General features: G+C 62.2%; 17 protein-coding genes and 1 riboswitch. Of the genes, 8 read left to right on the top strand and 9 right to left on the bottom strand.

Annotation, left to right across the window (positions count from 1 at the left end):
- Positions 1–138 precede the first annotated feature (138 nt).
- Entirely contained in the window at positions 139–798 is a 660-nt protein-coding gene (locus QDX22_RS09120) for a YqeB family protein (RefSeq protein WP_146206413.1), read from the top strand.
- 275 nt (positions 799–1,073) lie between these two features.
- Here the strand turns inward: QDX22_RS09120 and QDX22_RS09115 are convergent, their stop codons facing one another.
- Genes QDX22_RS09115 through QDX22_RS09100 form a run of 4 tightly spaced genes read right to left on the bottom strand, consistent with a single transcriptional unit; the run spans position 1,074 to position 7,157 of the window.
- Positions 1,074–2,324 (bottom strand): PucR family transcriptional regulator, encoded by a 1,251-nt coding sequence (locus QDX22_RS09115; protein WP_110100821.1) that lies wholly within the window; start codon positions 2,322–2,324, stop codon positions 1,074–1,076.
- Positions 2,284–3,768, bottom strand: coding sequence for a phytoene desaturase family protein (locus QDX22_RS09110; RefSeq protein WP_110100822.1), 1,485 nt, complete (start codon positions 3,766–3,768; stop codon positions 2,284–2,286). Before QDX22_RS09110 ends, QDX22_RS09115 begins: the two co-directional genes overlap by 41 nt.
- Positions 3,765–5,633: a DUF3556 domain-containing protein gene (locus QDX22_RS09105; RefSeq protein WP_110100823.1), complete on the bottom strand. Its 1,869-nt coding sequence runs from the start codon at positions 5,631–5,633 to the stop codon at positions 3,765–3,767. Before QDX22_RS09105 ends, QDX22_RS09110 begins: the two co-directional genes overlap by 4 nt.
- Positions 5,634–5,678: 45 nt before the next feature.
- Entirely contained in the window at positions 5,679–7,157 is a 1,479-nt protein-coding gene (locus tag QDX22_RS09100; protein WP_110100824.1) for a class I adenylate-forming enzyme family protein, read from the bottom strand.
- 316 nt (positions 7,158–7,473) lie between these two features.
- Here QDX22_RS09100 and QDX22_RS09095 point away from each other — a divergent pair, with 316 nt between their 5' ends.
- From QDX22_RS09095 to QDX22_RS09065, 7 genes are all read left to right on the top strand, one after another.
- Positions 7,474–8,394: a 3-hydroxyacyl-CoA dehydrogenase gene (locus tag QDX22_RS09095; protein ID WP_110100825.1), complete on the top strand. Its 921-nt coding sequence runs from the start codon at positions 7,474–7,476 to the stop codon at positions 8,392–8,394.
- A 206-nt stretch (positions 8,395–8,600) separates the two neighbouring features.
- Complete coding sequence (locus QDX22_RS09090; protein ID WP_110100826.1) at positions 8,601–9,137, top strand: hypothetical protein; 537 nt, start codon at positions 8,601–8,603, stop codon at positions 9,135–9,137.
- Positions 9,134–10,192 (top strand): efflux RND transporter periplasmic adaptor subunit, encoded by a 1,059-nt coding sequence (locus tag QDX22_RS09085; RefSeq protein ID WP_110100827.1) that lies wholly within the window; start codon positions 9,134–9,136, stop codon positions 10,190–10,192. The genes QDX22_RS09090 and QDX22_RS09085 overlap by 4 nt, the downstream gene beginning before the upstream one ends.
- Positions 10,189–10,908 carry an ABC transporter ATP-binding protein gene (locus QDX22_RS09080; RefSeq protein WP_279717769.1) on the top strand — a complete coding sequence of 240 codons (720 nt, stop codon included), beginning with the start codon at positions 10,189–10,191 and terminating at the stop codon, positions 10,906–10,908. The genes QDX22_RS09085 and QDX22_RS09080 overlap by 4 nt, the downstream gene beginning before the upstream one ends.
- Complete coding sequence (locus tag QDX22_RS09075) at positions 10,905–12,104, top strand: ABC transporter permease (RefSeq protein WP_233487909.1); 1,200 nt, start codon at positions 10,905–10,907, stop codon at positions 12,102–12,104. Before QDX22_RS09080 ends, QDX22_RS09075 begins: the two co-directional genes overlap by 4 nt.
- Positions 12,105–12,146: 42 nt before the next feature.
- On the top strand, positions 12,147–12,851 hold the full coding sequence (locus QDX22_RS09070) for a response regulator transcription factor (RefSeq protein WP_110100829.1): 705 nt from the start codon (positions 12,147–12,149) through the stop codon (positions 12,849–12,851).
- Positions 12,844–14,097, top strand: a complete 1,254-nt coding sequence (locus QDX22_RS09065; protein WP_158524726.1) for a sensor histidine kinase — start codon at positions 12,844–12,846, stop codon at positions 14,095–14,097. The genes QDX22_RS09070 and QDX22_RS09065 overlap by 8 nt, the downstream gene beginning before the upstream one ends.
- Before the next feature lie 10 nt (positions 14,098–14,107).
- On the opposite strand, the gene thiC is transcribed toward QDX22_RS09065, so the two are convergent.
- The 5 genes from thiC to QDX22_RS09040 form a co-directional block, all read right to left on the bottom strand.
- Complete coding sequence (thiC, locus tag QDX22_RS09060; RefSeq protein ID WP_110100831.1) at positions 14,108–15,859, bottom strand: phosphomethylpyrimidine synthase ThiC; 1,752 nt, start codon at positions 15,857–15,859, stop codon at positions 14,108–14,110.
- Positions 15,857–15,968: riboswitch (TPP riboswitch) on the bottom strand. Its footprint overlaps the gene before it by 3 nt.
- A gap of 89 nt (positions 15,969–16,057) precedes the next feature.
- A complete protein-coding gene (locus QDX22_RS09055; protein ID WP_110100832.1) occupies positions 16,058–17,086 on the bottom strand; it encodes a methionine synthase in 1,029 nt (342 codons plus the stop codon).
- Entirely contained in the window at positions 17,083–18,090 is a 1,008-nt protein-coding gene (locus tag QDX22_RS09050) for a putative oxygenase MesX (RefSeq protein WP_110100833.1), read from the bottom strand. Before QDX22_RS09050 ends, QDX22_RS09055 begins: the two co-directional genes overlap by 4 nt.
- A 368-nt stretch (positions 18,091–18,458) precedes the next feature.
- Positions 18,459–19,871 (bottom strand): amidase, encoded by a 1,413-nt coding sequence (locus tag QDX22_RS09045; protein ID WP_110100834.1) that lies wholly within the window; start codon positions 19,869–19,871, stop codon positions 18,459–18,461.
- 31 nt (positions 19,872–19,902) lie between these two features.
- Positions 19,903–20,895, bottom strand: a complete 993-nt coding sequence (locus QDX22_RS09040) for a D-2-hydroxyacid dehydrogenase (protein ID WP_110100835.1) — start codon at positions 20,893–20,895, stop codon at positions 19,903–19,905.
- Between the last annotated feature and the right edge of the window lie 611 nt (positions 20,896–21,506).

Here is a 21,506-nt window from a genome sequence, read left to right as displayed (position 1 = left end):
TCGCCTCGTTGTCAACAAATTAGTAGAGCGAACGCTCGGTTTTAGGATACCATGGTAGTTGCTCCCGCATTGCCGGAGCGATCCATCCGCGCTACCTGAGGAGTAACAGTCACGTCCGAATCGAGCATCACGGTCACTGTGAACTCGAAACTGATGCCAGTGTTCGCCACGGTAGGCGCGGTAGTCGGAGCGGTCGCAACGTTTATGATCGGCCCGGTGGTCTCCTGGCTTCTGGAGCGCGTGGACTCGGCTCCGACACCGTTACGGCTGATTGACCAACTCCCGCTGGTTTGGTCGCTTCCACTGATGACTGTGCTCGGAGCAGTCGGCGGCTGGATCATCTTCGGCATCTGGAATGAGGAGGTGGGCCGAGTTGTCATCGATGGCGACGAAGTCCGGGTTGACACCAAGACCGGCTCTTCCACATTCTCCCGGCAGGAGATCTCACAGGTCTTCATGGACAAGGAGGAGCTGGTGCTGACGGATGCTACTTCACGGGAGCTTTCCCGCACTGGTTCGGATAGCGGACTGGCCACCAAGCTGGGGGTAGCATTCAGTGCGTTCGGATATCCCTGGCGGGGCATCGGTGACCCGCGGGAGTCGGAATTTGTGGAGTGGGTGGACCGTAGCGCGGATCTGGATGAGCCTGTCCACGCGTTGCTGAGGGCCCGTCGTCGTGCACTTGCGGACGGCAAAGCCGGAGAGGCTGAATCCTTGCGCGAGCAGTTGAGCGATCGAGGCGTGATTGTGCGCGACCGCGGGGACAGACAGCAGTTCCGTCATGCCCCGTCCAACTAGGTTTTCTGTGGTGGCCATACTCCGACGCACGGGTGCTCAATTCGTGCCGTACCCACGGTTTGCTCAACTGCACCACCACATTCCAAGTCGCTACGCAGTATGTACCAATACACAGTCAGCTCACGCGTTGAGATATGAAGTAGCTGACACGACAATCTTCAGTTCCGCGTCGATGGGTCCCTTCATGCGTGTTGCAGAAGAGGCCTTGATCCAGCCGGCGGTGCAGTCGCTGATACTGCTAATCTCACCGCACTCGGCCCTTCACCTCCAGCGATTCATCCGGACTGTTCACTGAACTGTCGTGCGGCTAGCCCGAGGATCTCGCAGACCTGCAGGGCCATCGCCAAGTCGGTGGGGGTGCTGGCCAAAGGTTTTCCGCGCAGCTCGATGGCCTTCTCCACCCGGTAGCGGACGGTATTGCGGTGTAAGTTCATCGCGTTTGCGGTGCGGGTATGGCTACTCTCATTTGCCAGAAAACAGCTCAACGTCTCTCGCAACCGCTCCGCGTTCTCGCTGGCCTCACACAATCCCCGGAGTTGATCGGCCACCCACGCTTGCGTCGCCGGCAGATCATGGACCAGCACCGAGGTAATGGCTACACCGGGGTCGCCGTAGAACATAGCCCGTGGTGTGGTCTTCCCCGAGGCTAACGCCACGCGCATCGCGGCCTCGGCTTGCACATGGGAACAGCGAAAACCGACGACACCGGCTTCGGTACTACCAAAGGCAATCTTGCTACCCGGCAATTCTGCTAGCGCGGCGTCAAGCTGGGCGGGGTCGGGTCGTTGGGCTCGTCCCACCCCGAACCAGACCCACGCTAATCCCCGGTCAACAGCAGTAAACAGGTGCGGGGTGCCACGTCCGAAGGCACGAGCAACCTGCGAGGTCAGCGCCAGCAGGGCCGGCGTGGAATCCACCCCCGGGTTGGCGTCATCCACCCAAACCATTGCCGCCCGGTGAATCAGATCCAGCCGATAGTGGGCGCGTGCCTCAAAGGTACTGGGAGCCACGGGCTGCTGGTCCAGCACCTGGCGGACCAGACTCGAGGTGGCCGAAGCGCTATCTTCTAACCGGTGCCGTGTTTCCTCCGCGTGGACAGCCAGCACTTCCTGGGTGATCCAGTCAATATAGCTGTGAAAGAACCCATCGATATAGTGCTGGATTTCCAGCTTGGCTTCGGGCGGGCTATCCAAAGCCAACACTTCTTCAAAAACAAAGGCACGAAACGCTGACGTTCCCACGTGGTAGGCCCTGCGCAACGAATCCGAGGGGATCCCCCGTTGGGCGAGGCGATGAGCATATTCAATGGTAGCCGGATGAGCCTGGACTCGCTCGAGCGGGATGGCGTTACACAGCATGGAGGCAATCGTGGTGGCATTGCCTTCCACACTGGCCGCCAAGGACGTGAGTAACTCGGGCTCGTCGAGATAGTCCACGTTCCGGGCGATGGTTTTGGTCGTCTCCGAACTGATTTCCTCGAGTCGCTCAGACATTCTCTGGCCGACCAGCGAGATCTCGGTCTCCACGCACCGGGCTCCTTTCCTCAATTCTGCCGGCCCGCCGGAGTTCAGCCAGGGCTGACTGGGCCGCGTTATAGCCACACATCCCGTGGGCACCGGCTCCGGGCGGGGTGGCCGCCGAACAGAGGTAGAGTCCCGGTGCACCGAGCGAATAGGGGTTGATACTCGGCCGGGGCCGCATCAGCAACTGCCAGGCTGAATTGGCGCCGGTGACGATGTCCCCACCCACATAGTTGGCGTTGTGGGATTCTAGGTCCTGGGCTGACCGGACGTATCGGCCCACGATCCGGTCGCGGAACCCGGGGGCAAACCGTTCGATCTGTTCCTCGATCGCGACCGTGGCATCTCCGCGGAATCCGGCCGGTACGTGTGCGTAGGCATCCACCGGATGAACCGTGCCGGCAGAGCGATCCGGATCCGCCAAATACTGCTGGCCCAAGAGCACGAAGGGCCGGTCGGGCATCCTTCCTCGGTGGATTTCTCGCTCTGCAGTAGCGACCTCGTGATAGGTCCCGCCCACGTGTACCGTGCCGGCAGACCGGGCTGGCTCGTACCGCCAGGGGATGCCACCTTCCACGGCAAAGTTCACCACGAATGCTCCGGGCCCGTGCCGGAAGGACCGCAACCCGCACCGGACTGGGTATGGGATCTGCGCCCCGCCGATTTCCAGCGCGGCGGCCGGACTGATATCGAGCATGACCACATCGGCTGGCGGTAGATCCAACAAGGACCGTACGCGCAGCCCGGTTTCTACCCGCCCGCCGAGATCCTCCAGTGCCGCGATCATCGCCGCCGAGATGGCCTGAGATCCTCCGGCTGCCACCGGCCACCCGTAGGTGTGAGCGGCGGTGCCCAACGCAATCCCGATAGCCGAAGACGCCAGAGAGCCGAAGGGGCGGAAGGCGTGGGCGGCCACCCCTGCGAAGAGGGCGCGTGCCTGAGGTGTGTGCCACAGTTTTCCGAGCAGGGTAGCCGGCATGCCGGCAAAGGCTCCGAAGTGGGCCAGCTTGCACACGTGATGTGGCAGGTGCAACATCGGTTGCAAAAAGTCCTCGGTGATCTCCGGGAAGTTTTCGGACAGTGGCCCAAAGACCCGCTGCCACATTGGTCCGTCACTGCCCAGATGCTCTGCTGTGGTGGCCACATCCTGCCAGGCAGCCGCCCCGGTGCCGTCATCGAGCGGTTGGGCATATTGCACCTGGGGGTGCCGCCACTGCAAGCCGTAGCGATCCAGGTTGGCGATCGCGGAAAAGGCGGTCTCTACAGCAAGGGGGTGGAAGCCGGAGCATTCGTCGTGGAGAACTCCAGGCACCGTGAGTTCCGCTGAGCGGGTTCCGCCGCCGGGTTGTTCGGCGGCTTCCAGCACGGTGACTTCCAGTCCTGCACGGGCCAGGGTCACGGCGGCAGCGAGCCCATTGGGCCCGCTGCCAACCACCATCGCTGTCGTCATTCGGTTATTTTCTCACGGTCAACTGTGACGGGTACAACCTTGACCTGCGGGTCACCCGTGATCTCCGCGTCACTGTCGTGACGGCCATAGATCGCATCACCGGGTGCCTGGTAGCCCGGACGGGTCCAGGTCACGGTGTGCGGGATCGGGCCATCGGGTAGCCACGGCTGGGTCTCCGAGGAGTCCCGGGTGTAATACCAGCCACGCTCCACCACGCCCAAGGCCGCATCAATCACGCGGTACTCGGTCCGGTTACGGTGGATGGGTTCGGATTCGGTGAAGACCACCACCAGGTCGCCCGGTTCGTAGTTGCACCGTTTCTGCACGGCACTGATCAGCCGCTCATCGTGGAGGTGACCGTCACCGAACTGCCAGCCGATGAGCGGCGAACAAATCGTCTCGCCTTCTCGTAACCGGTAGGTGTCGATATTGTTGGTGTGCCGGTACAGCATCGAGTAGCACGCCCGTCCCATACTGTGCATGGCGCGGAAAGCATTTGCTTTCTCGGTGAATATCCCAGCCAGCTCTTCACCGAAGGTTGCCTTGAGCTGGGTGGAGTGCATCTGATTGGACTTCGTGATGTGGGTCTCCAGCTTGTTTTCGGCGTCCTCGTCGCGGAATGCCCACACGGTGCAGGCCCAGTTGCCGGCGTATTGACGGTAGGAGACCAAGAAGGAGATCCAGTCCGGGCGAATATTACCGATAATGGGCCAGATCACCATACCGCCAATCACCGCGGCAGCGACCCATGGCGAGCTGAAGTCGAAGACCCCGTAGCCGGCTTCAGCCGGGTAATTCCAGAACAGGAAGTAGGCGGCAAAGATAAAGAAGATATTCCACTCCAGCGGGACCGCCAGCGGCAGGGTCGAGATGATGAACACGTGGAAGGCGATGATGGCCACCAGCGCAATCAAGGTCAGGGTGCGGTTGGTGGAGAACAATAAGACCAGCGGTGCCACACCCTCCACCAAGGTCCCGGGTCCGTGAGCCATGATGGTGGTGAACCGTGAGGGCCGCATATCTCGCGGGAAGTCTCGGTACAGCGCCCGTTTGGCCGCCCGCGTGGGGATCCAGGGCGTATTAGCCATCATCGCTGCCACCGTCGGGGTGAAGTGACGTCCGAACTTCGAAATCGCTGCCCCGACCCAGACCACGACGATCACGACCTTGGCGGCGATGATCATATCGGTGAAGCTGGCCAGGACTGCGAAGGCCAGCAAGATCGGCGGGTACTGTTCGGCTCGTGAGGTGAGGAACACGACCTTATCGCGCAACCCCATCAAACCCAGCAGGCCCAAGTAGGTCAGCATCGCCCAAACCGGCAACAGCCCGGCTTGGGCGTCGGGGACCATCTCGGTGCGGGCACCCGGGTGCACCAGTAGGAAGACCAGGTTGACCAAGAGCGCGATATACACACCCACGTCCCAGGCCGTGCGGTGGTCTCCGGAGGTGCCGGGGACTTTATCCGGCCACGGCGGTACGCGCAGCGTGCCGGGACGCAGGTAGTAGAGAATGCCACCGATCGGTGGGCTGATCTTGAACGCCAATGGCCCTGAGGACGAGGACAGGCCGGTAATCTCGAACAGGATCGTCCAGACCATCAGTTTCAGGTAGACAATCGGTTCGGTCCACCACTCGGTGAACGCGCCAAAACCGCCCAGCGCCGGGGTGGTAAGCCCCACGACAACCACACCGAGGGCGATGTAGAGGGCCATTTTGACGATATAGAACAGCAGGATGTACTTCGGGACTCCGAATCCGTACTCACCCCAATGCTGAGTGAGGGTCTTCATTCGGTCTCGGAAAGGCATCTGTGACAGGGGAACGGGACCCGCCGGCGGCAGATCCGGAGTGCGGAAACCCATGATTCCTCCTTGAAACGTGGGTCGAAAAAGCTATGAGGGGACTGGCTAGGAGGCTGCCGAGGCCTCCTGGCGCAGACGAGGCTTATCGATCTTGCCGACGGGGTTCTTGGGAATCTCGTCGATGATCGTCAGCTCAACGGGCACCTTGATCTTGGTCAGGTGCTTGCGACATTCGGCCAGCAAGTCCTCGGGTGTGAGGGTGCTGCCGGAGTACAGCGAAACGCGGGCGACGGGGACTTCGCCCAGGGAAGGGTCGGGTTTACTAATCACCGCGGCTTCCAGCACACCCTCGACGCCGTAGAGCACGGATTCGATCTCCTTGGGGTAAATGTTCTCTCCACCGCGGATAATCATGTCTTTGATGCGGTCGACAATGGTGAGATACCCGTCCTCGTCGAGCTTGCCAACATCACCGGTGTGCAACCAGCCATCGACCACGGTCTTGGCGGTGGCCTCGGGTTTGCCGAGATAGCCCCGCATCACGGTGGGACCACTAATGATGATTTCGCCGGTTTCACCGGTGGGCACTTCGTTGCCTTCGGGGTCGACAATCCGGATCTGTTGGCCGGGGAGCGCGGTACCGACGGTGCCGGGCTTACGGACCCCCTCGATGGGGTTCGAAGCGGAGGCACAGGTGCCTTCGGTGAGCCCGTACCCTTCGACAATGGCGATATCGAACATCTCCTCGGCCCGCTGGAGTAGTTCCGCCGAGGCCGGAGCCGCACCGCAGACGGCAAAGCGTAACGAGCTGGTGTCCGGGATGGCCTCGGCCGGTAGGGCGGTGAGATGAGCCAGAATGGTGGGAACGCACGAGAAATAGGTGGGCCGGTATGTGGCAATCGCTTCCAAAAAGTCCACCGGGTGGAAGCGCTCCAGAATGGTGGTCCGGGTCCCGGCCCGTAGCGGGGTGAGGACACTGACCAGCAACGCATTGGAGTGAAACAGTGGCAGCACCAGCAGACAGTGCTCGTCGCCGGTGAAATTAAAGGCCCCCATCATTTGTTCGGTCATGGCGTGCAGATTCGCGTGATCGAGCATCACGCCCTTGGGCCGACCGGTGGAGCCACTGGTGTAGATCAGCAAGGCAATATCTTGGGCAGCCGATTCCGGATCGGGCTCGTGGTCGGCGGCGGGGTTCTCGGTCGTCTTGTCCTCAGCCAGCACGTCGTTGACATCAATGGTGGCCAGTAGCTCAGCGAAGCGATCCGGTTCTGCGGTGACGATCACCTTCGCCCCGGAGTCGGTGAGCTGATGCGTGGCCTCCCGGTCGGTAAACACTGGGTTGATCGGCGTGGCGGCAGCGCCCAGACGCCAGGCAGCAAAAATCGCGACCACCAGTTCGATGCGATTGGGCAACATGATGGCCACCACATCGCCGTGGCCGATACCGTGGTCGGCCAGCTGGGAGGCAAACGCCCGAGAACTCTCCGATAATTCTCGATACGACAGTGAGTGGTTCGCATCGGTCAAACAGGTCTGATCTGCTCGCTCGGACGGGGCTAGCCACGGGAAGTAGGTAGACATCGGGGAAACCTCCTGCTACTGATGACTCTCGTCGTCGATGGTGTCTGTGTGCCTTCACTCTAAACCGGTTGTGAGCTAGATCACATAGCCTGTGACCACAAACTTCGCAGCGGCGCTTGTGCAGTCTGCACTATGACTGCTGGCTGACACGGTCCCGACCGCCTTAACCCGCGGTTCACTCTGGGCGATCGGTTGCCTGGTGTGCTGGCGCCAGTAGCCCCTACACATCCCGCGGGGCGGGGCGTAGCATCGCAACTGTACGGAACGGAGTTGACCATACGATGTAACCGCTCCATAACTGCAGATGGGAGACATAATGTCTGATGTTCAGAATTTGACCGTGTTGGGCGCCGGAAACCTAGGCGCACAGATCGCTATGTTCGCCGCGTACAACGGCAAGAACGTGGTGAGCTACGACATTAACGACGACGCACTCAAGGCCGCTGAGGGCCGGTTCGAGAACATCGCGAAGAAGTACCGCCAGTACTTCACCGATCAGCCCGAAGAGAAGATCACCGAGGGTCGCCAGCGCATTACCCAGACCGCTGATCTGGCAGAAGCCGTCAAGGACGCCGATCTGATCATTGAGGCCGTTCCGGAGAAAACCGAGATCAAGAACGACTTGTACGGCAAGCTCGCTGAGCTGTTGCCCGAGAAGACCATCGTGGCCACCAACACCTCGACCTTCCGCCCCTCGGACTTCGCCGAGCTGACCGGTCGCCCCGAGAAGTACCTGGCCATGCACTTCGCCAATGACATTCACAAGCAGAACATTGTCGAGATCATGCCCACCGGCCAGACCGATCCGGAGGTCTTCAAGACCGCTGTGGAGGCCGCTGAGGAGTTCGGCATGGTGCCGATCGAGCTCAACAAGGAGCACCCGGGCTACGTGATCAACACACTGTTCGTGCCCTGGCTGGAAAACGGTGCCAAGCTGTGGACCCGTGGCATCACCGACGTGGCAACCGTCGAGAAGGTGGCCCGGATCATCACCGAAGGCGACCGTTTCACTCCGTTCCGCCTATTCGACGTGGTCGGCTTCGGTGTCTCCTACGCCATCGAGTCCAATAAGACCGATGACGAGGACTCCCAGGAAATGGCACGTCGGCTGAAGTGGGCCTTGGACAACGACTACCTCGGCACCGAAAACGGCAAGGGCTTCTACCTCTACGACGACAACGGTGAACCCACCGGCCTATCCGAGCTGGCTACCCGCGATTGGTCCTCCGAGAGCTAATCGCTACTCCGCTGTAGCTCATCGCCCGTCGGCACCCGGTGTGTCGGCGGGCGATGTGTGTGTACGGACTGGTGACACCGCGAGAACATCTCTTTACCTTCTGACAACCTTCGATCTTCGAGACTGGAACATGTCCTGTTGTTCAGGACGCCGACGGCGAGGACAATCAGCCGGTCGGCCCCGACGCCAACGACGGAGGTTATCAGATGCGTCAACTCATCAAGCCCGGTGTGCTCCAGGTATCGGCCGCTCTGTGTGCGGCAACTCTGGTGTTGAGTGCCTGCGGTGACGGCAAAGATCAGAACAACGACTCCGAGGCGAGCGCCGAGACGGAGCTCAATGCCGGTAGCGCCTCGAGCGTGGAACAGTGGCAACACGATTTCACCCAGTGCATGAACGATGAGGGGATCGAGCTCGGCGACGGTGGTGCGATTCCGGTCAACCCCGACGGCTCCTTTGGCGGCAGTGAAGACCCGGCCGCTTTCGACGCGGCCTTGCAGAGTTGCGAGGAAAAGATCGGTCCGCCACCGCAGGACGCCAATGTCGCCGATAACTCGGAGCTGGAAGCCATGATGCTGGAGTTCTCCCGGTGTATGCGCGAAGCCGGCTACGATGTACCGGATCCGGACTTCAGCTCGGGCCAGGGGCCGGTCGTCAGTGGCGTGCCGGATGCCGATCCAGCCGATGTCGAACAGTGCTCGAATGAAGCCGGCCTGATCCCCGGAGCAGAGGTGGGCCAGTGAGTACCCTGAAATCTCGGGCGGTCATCGGCTCTGTGCTCGTCGCCGGTGTCTTGGCAGCCGGAGCCGGTGGCTTTGTGGTCGCCAATGCGGTCCACGACGATGCTCCGGCTCCCGCAGCCGCTGAAGTCGAGACCGCCAATGCTGAACAAACCGACCTGCACGAACGCGTTGAGGTCAAAGGCACCCTGGGATATGGTCCCGCCCAGACGGTGGGCACCGAACTCTCCGGCACGCTGACCTCGGTGGCCTCACCGGGTAGCACCGTGAAACCAGGCGAGGAGCTGATGCGTCTCGACGACCGCCCGGTGGTAGCTATGCGCGGCAAGTTGCCGGCCTGGCGCACCTTTGAGTTGGGTATGCCCAACGGTCGCGATGTGGAACAACTCGAGCAGAACCTGGCGGATCTCGACTACTTCTCCGGTACACCGGATCAACGCTTCGATGCAGCCACCGCTACGGCGATCGGACGGTGGCAAAAGGATCTCGGCCTGCCCCAGACTCAGCAAATCGAGCGTGGTCGCGTGGTCTTTCTGCCCAGCGATGTGCGGGTCAATAAACGCCTGTCCGAAGCCGGTAGCCCCGCCAGTGACGGGGTGCTGGAAGTCACCGACACCAGGCTATTTGCCACCGCAGAGGTGCAAACCGCCCAGCAAGACTTACTGACCACCGGCCAAGAGGTCACCGTGCGGCTACCCAACGGTGACGAAGCCGAGGGAGTCGTCGAACAGGTCGATCCCGCCGTGGAAAAAGAGGACGATTCCGGCAAGACCAGCGTGACGATTCCGGTCCGGGTGGCGTTAAAAGACCCGTCCGTGGCCGCCTCCTATGCCAATGTTCCCGTCACGGTCGTGGCGACCCGCACGGTGGCCGAGGACGTGCTGACCGTTCCGGTGCGCGCGTTGCTGGCCCAATCCGGTGGCGGCTACGCCGTTGACGTCGTCGACGGGGACACCGTGCAGCGCGTGCCGATCAAGGTCGGAAAGTTCGCCGATGAGATGGTGGAGGTCACCTCCGGTGAGCTTGCGGCCGGCGATAAGGTGGCGGTGGCCGAGTGAGTACCGCCGAGACCCTATTGTCCCTGCAACAGGTCTGCCGTACCTACGGGTCCCCGCCCGCCGTGGCGTTAGACGGGGTGAGTTTTGACGTGCACCCCGGCGAGCGCGTGGCGATCATTGGGCCGAGTGGTTCGGGCAAAACCACGTTGCTGAATCTAATCGGCACCCTCGATCGGGCCACCAGTGGCGAGGTGATCCTCGCCGGGCACCGCGCCTCGGCCGCCAGTGACGCCGAGCTGTCCGCCTTACGGGCCACGCTGATCGGGTTCGTCTTCCAGCAGTACCACCTCGATGAGTCCCAGACCGCTGTCGATAATGTTGCCACCGGTTTGCTGTACCGAGGGCTACCGCTGGACGAACGGCGCGAACGCGCCCATCACGCCCTGGCCCGGGTGGGCCTGGCTGACCGAGCGGGCCACACCCCGAAACAACTCTCCGGCGGGCAACGTCAACGCGTGGCCATCGCCCGGGCAGTGGTCGGCAACCCCCCTTTATTGCTGGCCGATGAGCCGACCGGGGCCTTAGACTCCCGCTCCGGCGCGCAGGTGATGGACATCCTGGAACAACTCAACGAATCCGGCACCACGGTGCTGGTCATTACCCACGACCGCGACGTTGCCGCCCGGTTCCCCCGCCAGATCGCGATCCGCGATGGCGCGGTGGAATCCGATACCGGCACGCACGCACCGATCACAGCTGAAAGTGAGATGACGTGAGCGCACCGACCACCATCCATGCCTCCCGGCTGCGCCTGACCGACCTGTTGCGTCTGGGCTGGAACGGGGTGCGTGCCCATCCGGCTCGGGCCACCCTGTCGGCCCTGGGGATCGCCATTGGGATCGCTGCGATGATCGCGGTGATCGGGATCTCGCTGTCGAGCCAGGCCAAGGTGCAAGAACGCCTGGCCGCCCTGGGCACCAATATGCTAACCGTGACCCCGGGCGAGTCTTTCTCCGGGGAACAGACCGTGCTACCGGCCGATTCCGCGGCTCGGCTCCGTCGGGTCGACGGGGTCGAACAGGTCAGTTGGTTAGCCGAACTGACCGGTGTGCACGCCTACCGCAACTCCCACATCGATCCGGGCCAAACCAATGGGCTCACCGTGGCCGCCGCCGATGAGGAACTCTTGGAGGTCACCTCCGCCTCATTGCGTAACGGCACCTGGTTCAATCGGGCCACCGGCCAGTACCCCACCACCGTGCTGGGGGCCACCGCCGCCCAACGCCTCGGCATCGCCACCCCGGGTGCAACGGTGAGTCTCAACGGAATCACCTACACGGTGCTGGGCATCCTCAACCCCTCACCCCTGGCTGCGGAGTTGAACACCTCGGTGCTCGTCGGCGCCGAGCAGGCCCACCAGCAGCTGGAGTTCTCCGGCTCACCGACCACACTGTTTGAACGCTCTACCGACGAGGCGGTGACTGCCGTCCGGGATCTGATCCCCTCGACCATCAACCCGCAACGGCCCAATGAGGTCAGCGTCAGTCGCCCCTCCGACACACTGGCGGCCCAAAATGCCATCGATACCGCCTTTACCGGACTGCTGGTGGGTGTGGGCTCGATCGCGCTGTTGGTCGGCGGGATCGGGGTGGCCAATATCATGGTCATCACCGTCATGGAGCGCCGTCGCGAGATCGGCTTGCGCCGGGCACTGGGTGCCACCCGCGTCCACATTCGGCGCCAGTTTATGGTTGAATCGGTGCTACTGGCGAGCTACGGTGGCGTCGCCGGCATCGTGTTAGGCGGGCTGTGTACCCTGGTCGTCTCCCTGGTCAACGGGTGGACGCCCACGCTCCCGCCGCTGATTCCACTATTGGGGATCACCGTAACCATCCTGGTCGGGGCGATCGCCGGGGTCTTGCCGGCCATGCGCGCAGCGAACACCTCTCCGACCGCGGCACTGAGCACATGATCCCCGCCACCACACCACCACAACAACTACCGGGAGCCGTTCATGCGGGTATTGATCGTTGAAGACCAGCAGTATCTGGCCGAAGCGATCCGAGACGGGCTGGCGCTATCGTCCATCTCGGCCGATATCGCCACCGATGGCCACCAGGCGTTACACGCGGTGGCCACTATTGACTACGACGTGATGCTGTTGGATCGGGATATCCCCGGCGTACACGGCGACGAGGTCTGCCAGCGCCTGGACGCCGAGGTGGATCGGCCGGCGATCCTGATGGTCACCGCCGCCGGGCTAGTCGAGGAGAAAGTCGACGGACTGTCCTTAGGCGCCGACGACTATCTGACCAAGCCCTTTGAATTCGACGAGCTGGTGGCCCGAGTCCGGGCCTTGGGGCGTCGTCGCTTCACCCCGCGCCCGGCCCAATACCGTGCCGGCGGGGTAACCCTGGACCCTTTCCGGCACGAGGTCACCCGATCGGGGCGCAACATTCGGCTCAGCCCCAAGGAATTTGCGGTGTTAGAAACGCTGATGTGCGAGCCTGGCCGGGTGATCAGCGCCGAACAGCTGTTGGCCGAAGCCTGGGATGAAAACGCCAACCCGTTCACCCAGTCGGTGAAGGTCACCATCAGCTCCCTGCGCCGCAAGCTCGGCGAGCCCTGGGTGATCCGTACCATCTCCGGGGTGGGTTACACGGTGGATGCCGACCCCGAGCCGGCCCCCACGACCAGCCCGCGGGCCGATCATGACTGAGCAGCCGCCCCAACGGTTGCGCCCGGCCCACCGGTTCAGCGCCCGGACCCGCCTGGCCTTTTCCTACGCGGTGCTGGTCATCATCTGCGGGGCGGTGCTGTTGACGGTGCTGGTGACCTACCTGGGGCTGGGGCCGGACTATTCCTTCGGACGCGTCGGTGCTACCGGCGAGGATGGTTCGGTGCTCATCGTCCCCGATAGCACCCACCCACCGGCCGGGACCGAGGGATCAGAGGTGGCTGATGGCGCCGAGAGCCCCGGCGGCAGTTTCTCTGTCGAGGTCCACAGTCGCGAAGATCTCATCACGTTGCTGATCACCGTCTCGGTTATTGTGCTGCTGATCTTGGCTGTACTCAGTTCGCTGGTCGCCTGGTGGCTGGCCGGTCGGATGCTGCGTCCGCTGGCCCAGATCAACGAGGCCGCCCAGATCGCTGCCAGTGGCCGGTTGGACCATCGGATCGGACTGACCGGGCCCCGCGATGAGATCGTCGATCTAGCCCAGACCTTCGATGCGATGCTGGAGAACATTCAGCGCTATAACACCGCCCAACGCCGGTTTGCCGCCAATGCCTCCCACGAGCTACGCACCCCGCTGGCTGCCTCCAAAACCATCCTGGATGTGGCCCGGGCAACCCCCGGGGTCGTGGATCGCCAAGTACTCGAGCGATTGGCCGAACTCAATGCGCGCAGTAGTAGCACCGTGGAATCCCTGCTGGACTTGGCCGAGGCCGAAGCCGGCGGAATTCAGACCGGCCCGGTGGATCTTGCCGAGGTCGCCGAGACGGTGCTCGACCAGTACACCGTCGCCGCCGACGAGCGCGGGCTACAGGTCACCACCGAGTTGGGTCCGGCGGTGGCCGACGCCGACGAGCGATTGCTCGTGCAATTGATGCAGAATCTGGTGGAAAACGCGATCCGGCACAATCGGGACAACGGTGTGCTCACCGTGCGCACCGCAACCCTGGGCCCCGCTAAGCCCCCGGTCGACACGGATGAGACCGGTGATGTACAGCTTCAGGTGGAGGGTGCCGGTGAGATCATTGATCCCGAGGTCCTTGCCCATTTGACCGAGCCCTTCCACACTGCCCGGGGCCGCGCCGGTGGCGCCAGCCGTGGGCTCGGCCTGGCGATTGTGGCCGCCATCGTGGAACGTTCCCACGGTGCGCTGGAGCTCACGGCCCGCCCGGGTGGTGGACTGATCGTGACCGTCACGCTTCCACGCGCCACCACCGGGCAGACTACGTAACGGGGTCCTCCTAGCGGGCCGGGAACGCCGGGTCCGGAAGGTATACGGTGCCCCCGGCCTCCCGAAACTCCCGCGCCTTGGCCGCCATGCCCTGTTGCACGATCCGGGCTTGTTCATCGACATTGCCGAACTCATCCCGAATATCTTGCGAGATCCGCATCGAGCAGAATTTCGGCCCGCACATCGAGCAGAAATGCGCGGTCTTAGCCGGTTCGGCCGGCAGAGTCTCGTCGTGGAATTCCTCGGCGGTCTGCGGGTCCAACGACAGCCCGAACTGATCGCGCCACCGGAACTCGAACCGTGCCTTCGACAGCGCATCATCCCGGTCCCGAGCCCCCGGGTGGCCCTTGGCCACATCCGCGGCGTGGGCAGCGATCTTATAGGTGATCACCCCGGTTTTCACGTCATCCCGGTTCGGCAACCCCAGGTGTTCCTTCGGGGTCACGTAGCACAGCATCGCGGTCCCGTACCGGGCAATCTCAGTGGCGCCGATGGCGCTGGTGATATGGTCATATCCCGGGGCAATATCGGTCACCAGCGGCCCGAGCGTGTAGAACGGGGCACCGTGGCACAGTTGTTGTTGTTTCTCGACATTCTCGCGCACCAAATGCAACGGAATGTGGCCGGGGCCTTCGACCATGACCTGCACGTCGTACTCCCAGGCCCGCTGGGTCAGCTCGGCCAGGGTCTCCAACTCGGCGAACTGCGCATCATCGTTGGCATCGGCCAACGAGCCCGGGCGTAACCCGTCTCCCAGGGAGAAGGCCACATCGTACTGGGCGAAGATCTCGCACAGCTCATCAAAGTTCTCGTACAAAAAGCTCTCCTGATGATGGCCCAGGCACCAGCCGGCCATAATCGAGCCACCGCGGGAGACAATCCCGGTCACCCGCTCGGCGGTCAACGGCACGTAGCGCAACAACACACCGGCGTGGATCGTCATGTAGTCCACACCTTGTTCGCACTGTTCGATCACCGTGTCGCGGAAGATCTCCCAGGTCAGCGCCTGGTGGTCGCCGTTGACTTTCTCCAGCGCCTGATAAATCGGCACGGTACCGATCGGTACCGGCGAGTTGCGGATAATCCACTCACGGGTGGTGTGAATGTCATCGCCGGTGGACAAATCCATCACGGTATCAGCACCCCACTGGGTGGCCCACTGCATCTTGGAGACCTCTTCAGCGATCGAGGAGGTCACCGCGGAATTTCCAATATTGGCGTTGACCTTCACACTGAAGGCCTTACCGATAATCATCGGCTCGGATTCGGGGTGGTTGACGTTATTAGGGATAATCGCCCGACCGGCGGCCACCTCGGAACGCACCAGCTCGACATCCACGCCCTCGCGCAGGGCCACGAACCGCATTTCCGGGGTGATCTGCCCGTTGCGGGCGTAGTGCATCTGGGTCACCCGACGCCCGGGCTTGGCCCGCAGCGGGGCCCGTTGGGCGCCCTGCCACTCTTGGCTGGCCGCCCCACGACGTAGCGCCTTGGCGCCGTCATCTTCCAGCTTCCGGCCGCGGGCCTGGTAGGTCTCGATATCCTCGCGAGCAGCAATCCATTGCTCGCGCAACCCGGACAAACCCCGGACCGGATCCGAGCCGGGCCCGGTGGTGCGATAGACCGTGAACGGTTCATTGCGCTCACCGTTGGGAGAATCATCCTGGCGGATGCGGGTGACCGGGACCTTAATCCCGTGCTCTTCGTCAACGAGGTAGTCAGCGCTGTGGGTGGAATAGTTCAGGGGTGAGGTATGCGTCATGCAAGAACTCCTTCTTCCTTCGCCGGCATGACCCGCACAGGTTCAAACGGTGCTCGGACAGCCTTGGTCCGATCTCAGCTCTGTGCTCAGAGCGCCCGTGAGGTCACCCACATCCTACCGAAGTTCAGGCCCATCACACGCGGTGGCCGAGGTTGTTACACCCCGGACGACCGCGTGCACAGCGTTGCCGGTATGGGGTTAGGAGCTCAGTTCTTCTCGCAGGATCGCGGCCCCAGCGCTCAAGGCACGGAGCTTGGCTCGGGCCACATCCCGTGGCAACGGGGCCATCCCGCAGTTGGTGGAGGCCCAGAGGTTTTCGGCATCCACGTGTTTCAGGGCCTGGCGCAACGTGTCAGCGACCTCTTCGGGGGTCTCCACGGTGTGGCTGGCCACATCGATCGCCCCCACCATCAGCTTCTTGCCACGCACCAGCTCAATGAGCTCGATCGGCACGTGCGAGTTGTGAGCTTCCAGCGAGACAATATCAATGCTGGACTGCTGGATCTGGGGGAAGATCTCCTCATACTGACGCCATTCCTCGCCTAGGGTCTTCTTCCACTCGGTATTGGCCTCAATCCCGTAGCCATAACAGACATGCACGGCGGTCTGACAGCTCAGCCCTTGGGCAGCCCGCTCCAGCGCCTGCACGCCCCAGGCCTTGACGTCGTCAAAGAACACGTTGAAGGCCGGCTCATCGAACTGGATAATATCCACTCCGGCTTCGGCGAGTTCTTTGGCTTCTTCATTCAGGATCTCGGCAAATTTCCAGGCCAGCTTCTCCCGGCTACCGTAGTAGTTGTCATACAACGTATCGACCATGGTCATCGGGCCGGGCAGCGCCCATTTGATCGTTGCCTCGGTGTGGGCCCGTAGCTCCCGGGCGTCCTGGACGAACACCGGCCCTTTGCGCGTGACCTCATCGACAACCACCGGCACCGAGGCGTCATAGCGCTCCCGAATCTGGACCACCTTGCGGTTTTCAAAATCCACACCGTTGAGATTCTCAATGAAGGTGGTCACGAAGTGCTGGCGGGTCTGTTCGCCGTCGCTGACGATATCGATGCCGGCACCGCGTTGCTCGGCCAGGGCCAGCAAGAGCGCGTCGCGTTTGCCTTCGGCCAGTGCCTGGTCTGCCAGTTGCCAGGGTGACCAAAGTTTTTCTGGCTCGGCCAGCCAGGAGGGTTTGGGCAGACTTCCGGCGGAGGTGGTGGGTAGAAGTTTCGTCATCGTGTGGCTCCCTGTGCGTGCGGGTGGTGGTCGGCGTACTGCGACGACCACTGTTCCAAGGTCTCCCGGTGCGGGGTGATGAGCTTCTCCAGGGCAAAGTGGCCCTGTTCCACACCGAGCCGGGAGCGTTCCTCCCGGTCATAGACCACCTGGGTTGGCGAGAAGTCAGTGTGTTCCAGGCCGGGCTGATACACCTCGCCAGCCGGGGTGTGAGCGTTGTAGATCTCGGGTCGATAAATCCGCTGGAAGGTCTCCATGGTCGCGATCGTGGAGGCTAGTTCCAGATCGGTGTAGTCGGCTTCCAGATCACCGAAGTGGTAGAACGCCAGCGGGGCAACACTCTTCGGTGGCATGAAGTAGCGGACTGCCATCCCCATCTTGGCGAAGTACTCATCGGTGCGCGAGAACTCATTCTGCCGGTACTCCACCCCCAGCACCGGGTGTTGGTGCTCGGTGCGGTGATAGGTCTTCTTGGTCGAGGCACTAATGCAGATCACCGGTAGCTTGCTGAACTGTTGCTGATAGGCCTCGGACTCTACGAAGCCCTTGAAAATATTGCCGTGGAGTACCCCGAAGTCCTCCGGTAACGGCTCATCGCGTTCGGCGTACTCGCGGGCCAGGATGCTGAAGTCGTAGTCACGCACGTAAGAGGAGAAGTTATTCCCCACCACCCCAGGGATGCGTTGCCGCGTCTGGGTGTCGATCACGGTGGTCTGTAGCATTTCGATCACCGGGAAAGAGGATTCCTCAGCGTCCTGGGACGGCAGATCGATGGCCACCGAGACAATCTCGAGCTGGACTCGGTAGCGCTGGCCACTGGCATTACCCTGGGTGATCAACTCATTGAACCGATCATCGATCATACGCAGGGCAGTGCGCAGGTTCTGCTCACGGTTTTCACCACGGGCCAGATTGGCGAAGTTGGTGGTCAGCCGGGTACCGTCCAGTGGCTGGTAGTTCTCGTCAAAGCGAGTGTGATTCAGGGTGAAAGTTATCGCTGTCATCGTGGCAACACCACCACAGCACCCGGAGCCTCGCGGTGAATCAGTAGGTGTGAAGAAGAGATCAGACGCATAATGCACTCGCCCGAGGCCAAGCGCTGGACGCGAAGCCCGGGCTCCTGTCCTTTCATAGGTCACTGCCCCTAGAGCGCCCTCGCATCTGTGAACACACACTAGGAGCACACGGCTGTGTACAAGAGTGTTCGCAGCGGTGCCCGGTCAGTTCATCGCCAGGCGCGAGGCTTCGCATGCGCGCTGCTGGGCACCAGCCTACACAAACGCTCAACGGTCTCTTCGATCATGTCAGCCCCGGCCAGTTCTCGCCGTTTGGGCAGTAACATGTCGTTGCATAACGCGCTTCGACGCGGGTTTTAGGCCGCGTGAGGCCGGATCGGCCGTACGAATTGCTCACCTGCGGCCTGTTCGTAGGCTCGGGCAGCGCGTAGCACCAGCCGGTCCTGGGTGCGGGCCGCGATGATCTGCAACCCCACCGGGAGCCCATCGGCCGGTGACACACCGCAGGGAACAGAGGCTGCCGGTTGCTGGGTCATATTAAAGGGGTAGGTATAGGGGGTCCACGAGGTCCAGAATTCGCCCTCCCAGTCGACCGGCATCTGAGAGGTGCAGTCGAAGGCGGTGATCGGCATGGTCGGTGTCACCAACAGGTCGTAGGTCTCGTGAAAAGCACCCATGGTCATGCCCAGATCCATCCGGACGGCTTGGGCGCTAAGGTAGTCCAGTGCAGAGGCGTGGTGATATTTCTCGATTCCCTGACGCAGCCCAGGATCGATAGCCTCCAGGGCGTTGGGGCCGTAGGCTTCAAGCACTTTGGCGGCTCCGGTAAACCACAACAGCTGAAACGGCTCAATCGGATCACTGATCGGGGGATCCACCTGCTCGATGTGAGCTCCGTGGTCTTCAAACACGTGCACCGCGTTCTCGACCAGGCGTTGCACCTCAGGGTCGTTGCGCCCGAAACCAAGGGTGGGAGAATAGGCGATCCGCACGCCGCGGACCCCGTCGTCGAGTCCTTCGGTGAATGATCCGATGGGGGTCGGCAGGGCCGACCAGTCGCGGGAGTCGAAACCGGAGATGATGTCCATCATCACCGCGGCATCTGTGACTGTGCGGGTCATTGGCCCACCGTGGGCCAAGGTTCCAAAGGGTGAGGAGGGGTAGAGGGGCACCGTGCCGTAGGTCGGTTTCAGGGTGACTGTGCCGGTAAAGGACGCCGGAATACGTAGCGAGCCACCACCGTCGGTGCCCACCGACCAAGGCCCCATCCCGGCGGCGACCGCTGCTGCTCCCCCACCGGAGGATCCTCCGGCGTGTCGCGAAATATCCCACGGGTTGGTGGTGACTCCGTGGCGAAGGCAGTCGGTGAGGGCCTTCCAAGCAAACTCGGGGGTGGTGACCTTTCCGATAAAGACCGCACCGGCTTCGCGCAACCGTGCCACGGCGGGCGCATCATCGGGCCAGGGCCCGTCTTCGGAGATGAGCCGGCTACCGCGCAGCGTGGGCCACCCCTTGGTCAGGAGCAGATCTTTGATTGAGGTGGGCACACCATCACCGGGGCCCAGGGGCTCCCCGTTTTTCCAGCGTCGGGTAGAGTCTTCGGCCATCGACAGGGCCACGGTCCGAGCAACAAGCACGAAGGCATTCAGATCCCCGTTGTCCTGGTCAATCCGGTCCAGCACCGCTTCGGTGACCTCCACCGGGGTGAAGTCTTGTTGGGCGTACCCTTGCACTAACTCGCTGGCGCTGAGTTCGGCGAGATCGGTCATGCCTGCTCCTGTCACATCGCCCCACCGGTTGCTAGCCCACACCCGGTACGTAGCCGGCGGTCTTATCCACGACATTGTGTAACGGCTGATCGGCCAACCAGCGTTCGGCGTTGTCGAGGAACTGTTCGGCCAGTGCCTCGCGCCAGCCTGTGACATCCCCGGACATATGCGATGAGATCATCACGTTGTCCAACTCCCACAGTTCTGAGGTCTGTGGGAGGGGTTCTTCAGTGAACACATCCAGTGAGGCAAAACCTAAGGGACCTTCACGCAATGCTGTGATGAGTGCTGATTCATCCACACTGGGCCCGCGACCGATATTGATCACATGAGCCCCTGGTTTGACCGCGGCGAGCACCTCGGCGTCGATGAGCCCGGTGGTGGCCGGGGTCAGTGGTGCCGCATTGATCATGACGTCGAACTCTCCGACGTGGCGGATGAGATCTTCTGAAAGCACGACCTCGCCGAAGTCCTCATCGTGGTCGCGAGCGCGTCGGCCCGCACCGGTGACGTTCAGTCCGGCGGCGCGCAACATTCGGGCGATCTCTCGTCCGATCGCGCCGGTGCCGATCACCAGGGCCTTGGCGCCTTCGACCCGTGTGGTTTCCCGATGCTTCCACGACTTGGTGTTTTTCAACCGGTAATTGCCGGCAAAGTCCTTGGCCTCGGCGAGAATAGCGCCCAGAACCCACTCGGCAATAGGCCGGTCAAAGATGCCTTGGGCGTTGGTGACGGTCACCTCGGAGTCACGGAGCTCGTCAAAGAGCAACTTGTCCACGCCGGCTGCGGCGACGTGGATCCATTCCAGCTGCTCGGTGGTATGCCAGGCATTCTGGATCGCATCGGAGAAGAAATCCCACAACAGTAGTCCGTGGGCTCCGGCGAGTTTTTCGGGCAGTTGCTCGGCGACGGACAACCGAATCTCGACTCGGTCTTCGATCCTGTCCAGACCGGCAGGGACCGGGCTGGGATGGTCCCGGTCGGAGGGGATGAGAATGGTCAACACCGGACGCGACTGTGACATACATTACACACTAAAAACCCTGTGTGGAGGCTGTCAACAAGGCTGAGTCAAAGCCAGTTTCACAGACATATTCAGAAACCGCGGTGGGTTTCTACGATCCTGAGTTGTTCATGTGCATGCTGCGACTTCGTTTCAAGCCTGACCGAAATGCCACGACGGGATTCGTCCCAATCCCTCATCTCGCTGTGTCGCTGGACTTGACGTATTTGCGCACCGGAGGGGAGCTCACCACCCTAAGTCAGAGCGGGGTCTCGAACCGGACCCTGGACAATGGGCGTAAGGTCTTCTTCCCCTGGGTCGCCGTCACCTCATACCGATGTCACTCTCCCGGTGTCGCGACGGGTCGTCCGCAAGTACTTTTTCGAGCCTCAGTGCTTGACGAAGAGCCCCTTGCAACGAGATACCTCGCTCTAGTTGGTCTCTCCGCTCTCCATGCCGCCAAGCTCAAGCCACAAAACGGACGAAACGAGTCCCTAGGTGACCTTTCTGGAAGTGCCCTCCTCCCGGGACATTCACGTTAAGCCGAACAGGCCGGATCGGCGTTGTGTCGGGAACATGTTCCTCAAGGTTTACTTTGGGCGGCTCCTTCAGCCCTTGCGGTATCACCAGAT

The organism is Auritidibacter ignavus (genome assembly GCF_029853775.1).
Taxonomy (GTDB): Bacteria; Actinomycetota; Actinomycetes; order Actinomycetales; family Micrococcaceae; genus Auritidibacter; species Auritidibacter ignavus.
Note: the sequence above shows the minus strand (reverse complement) of the source record. Positions and strands in the feature narration are given on the sequence as shown.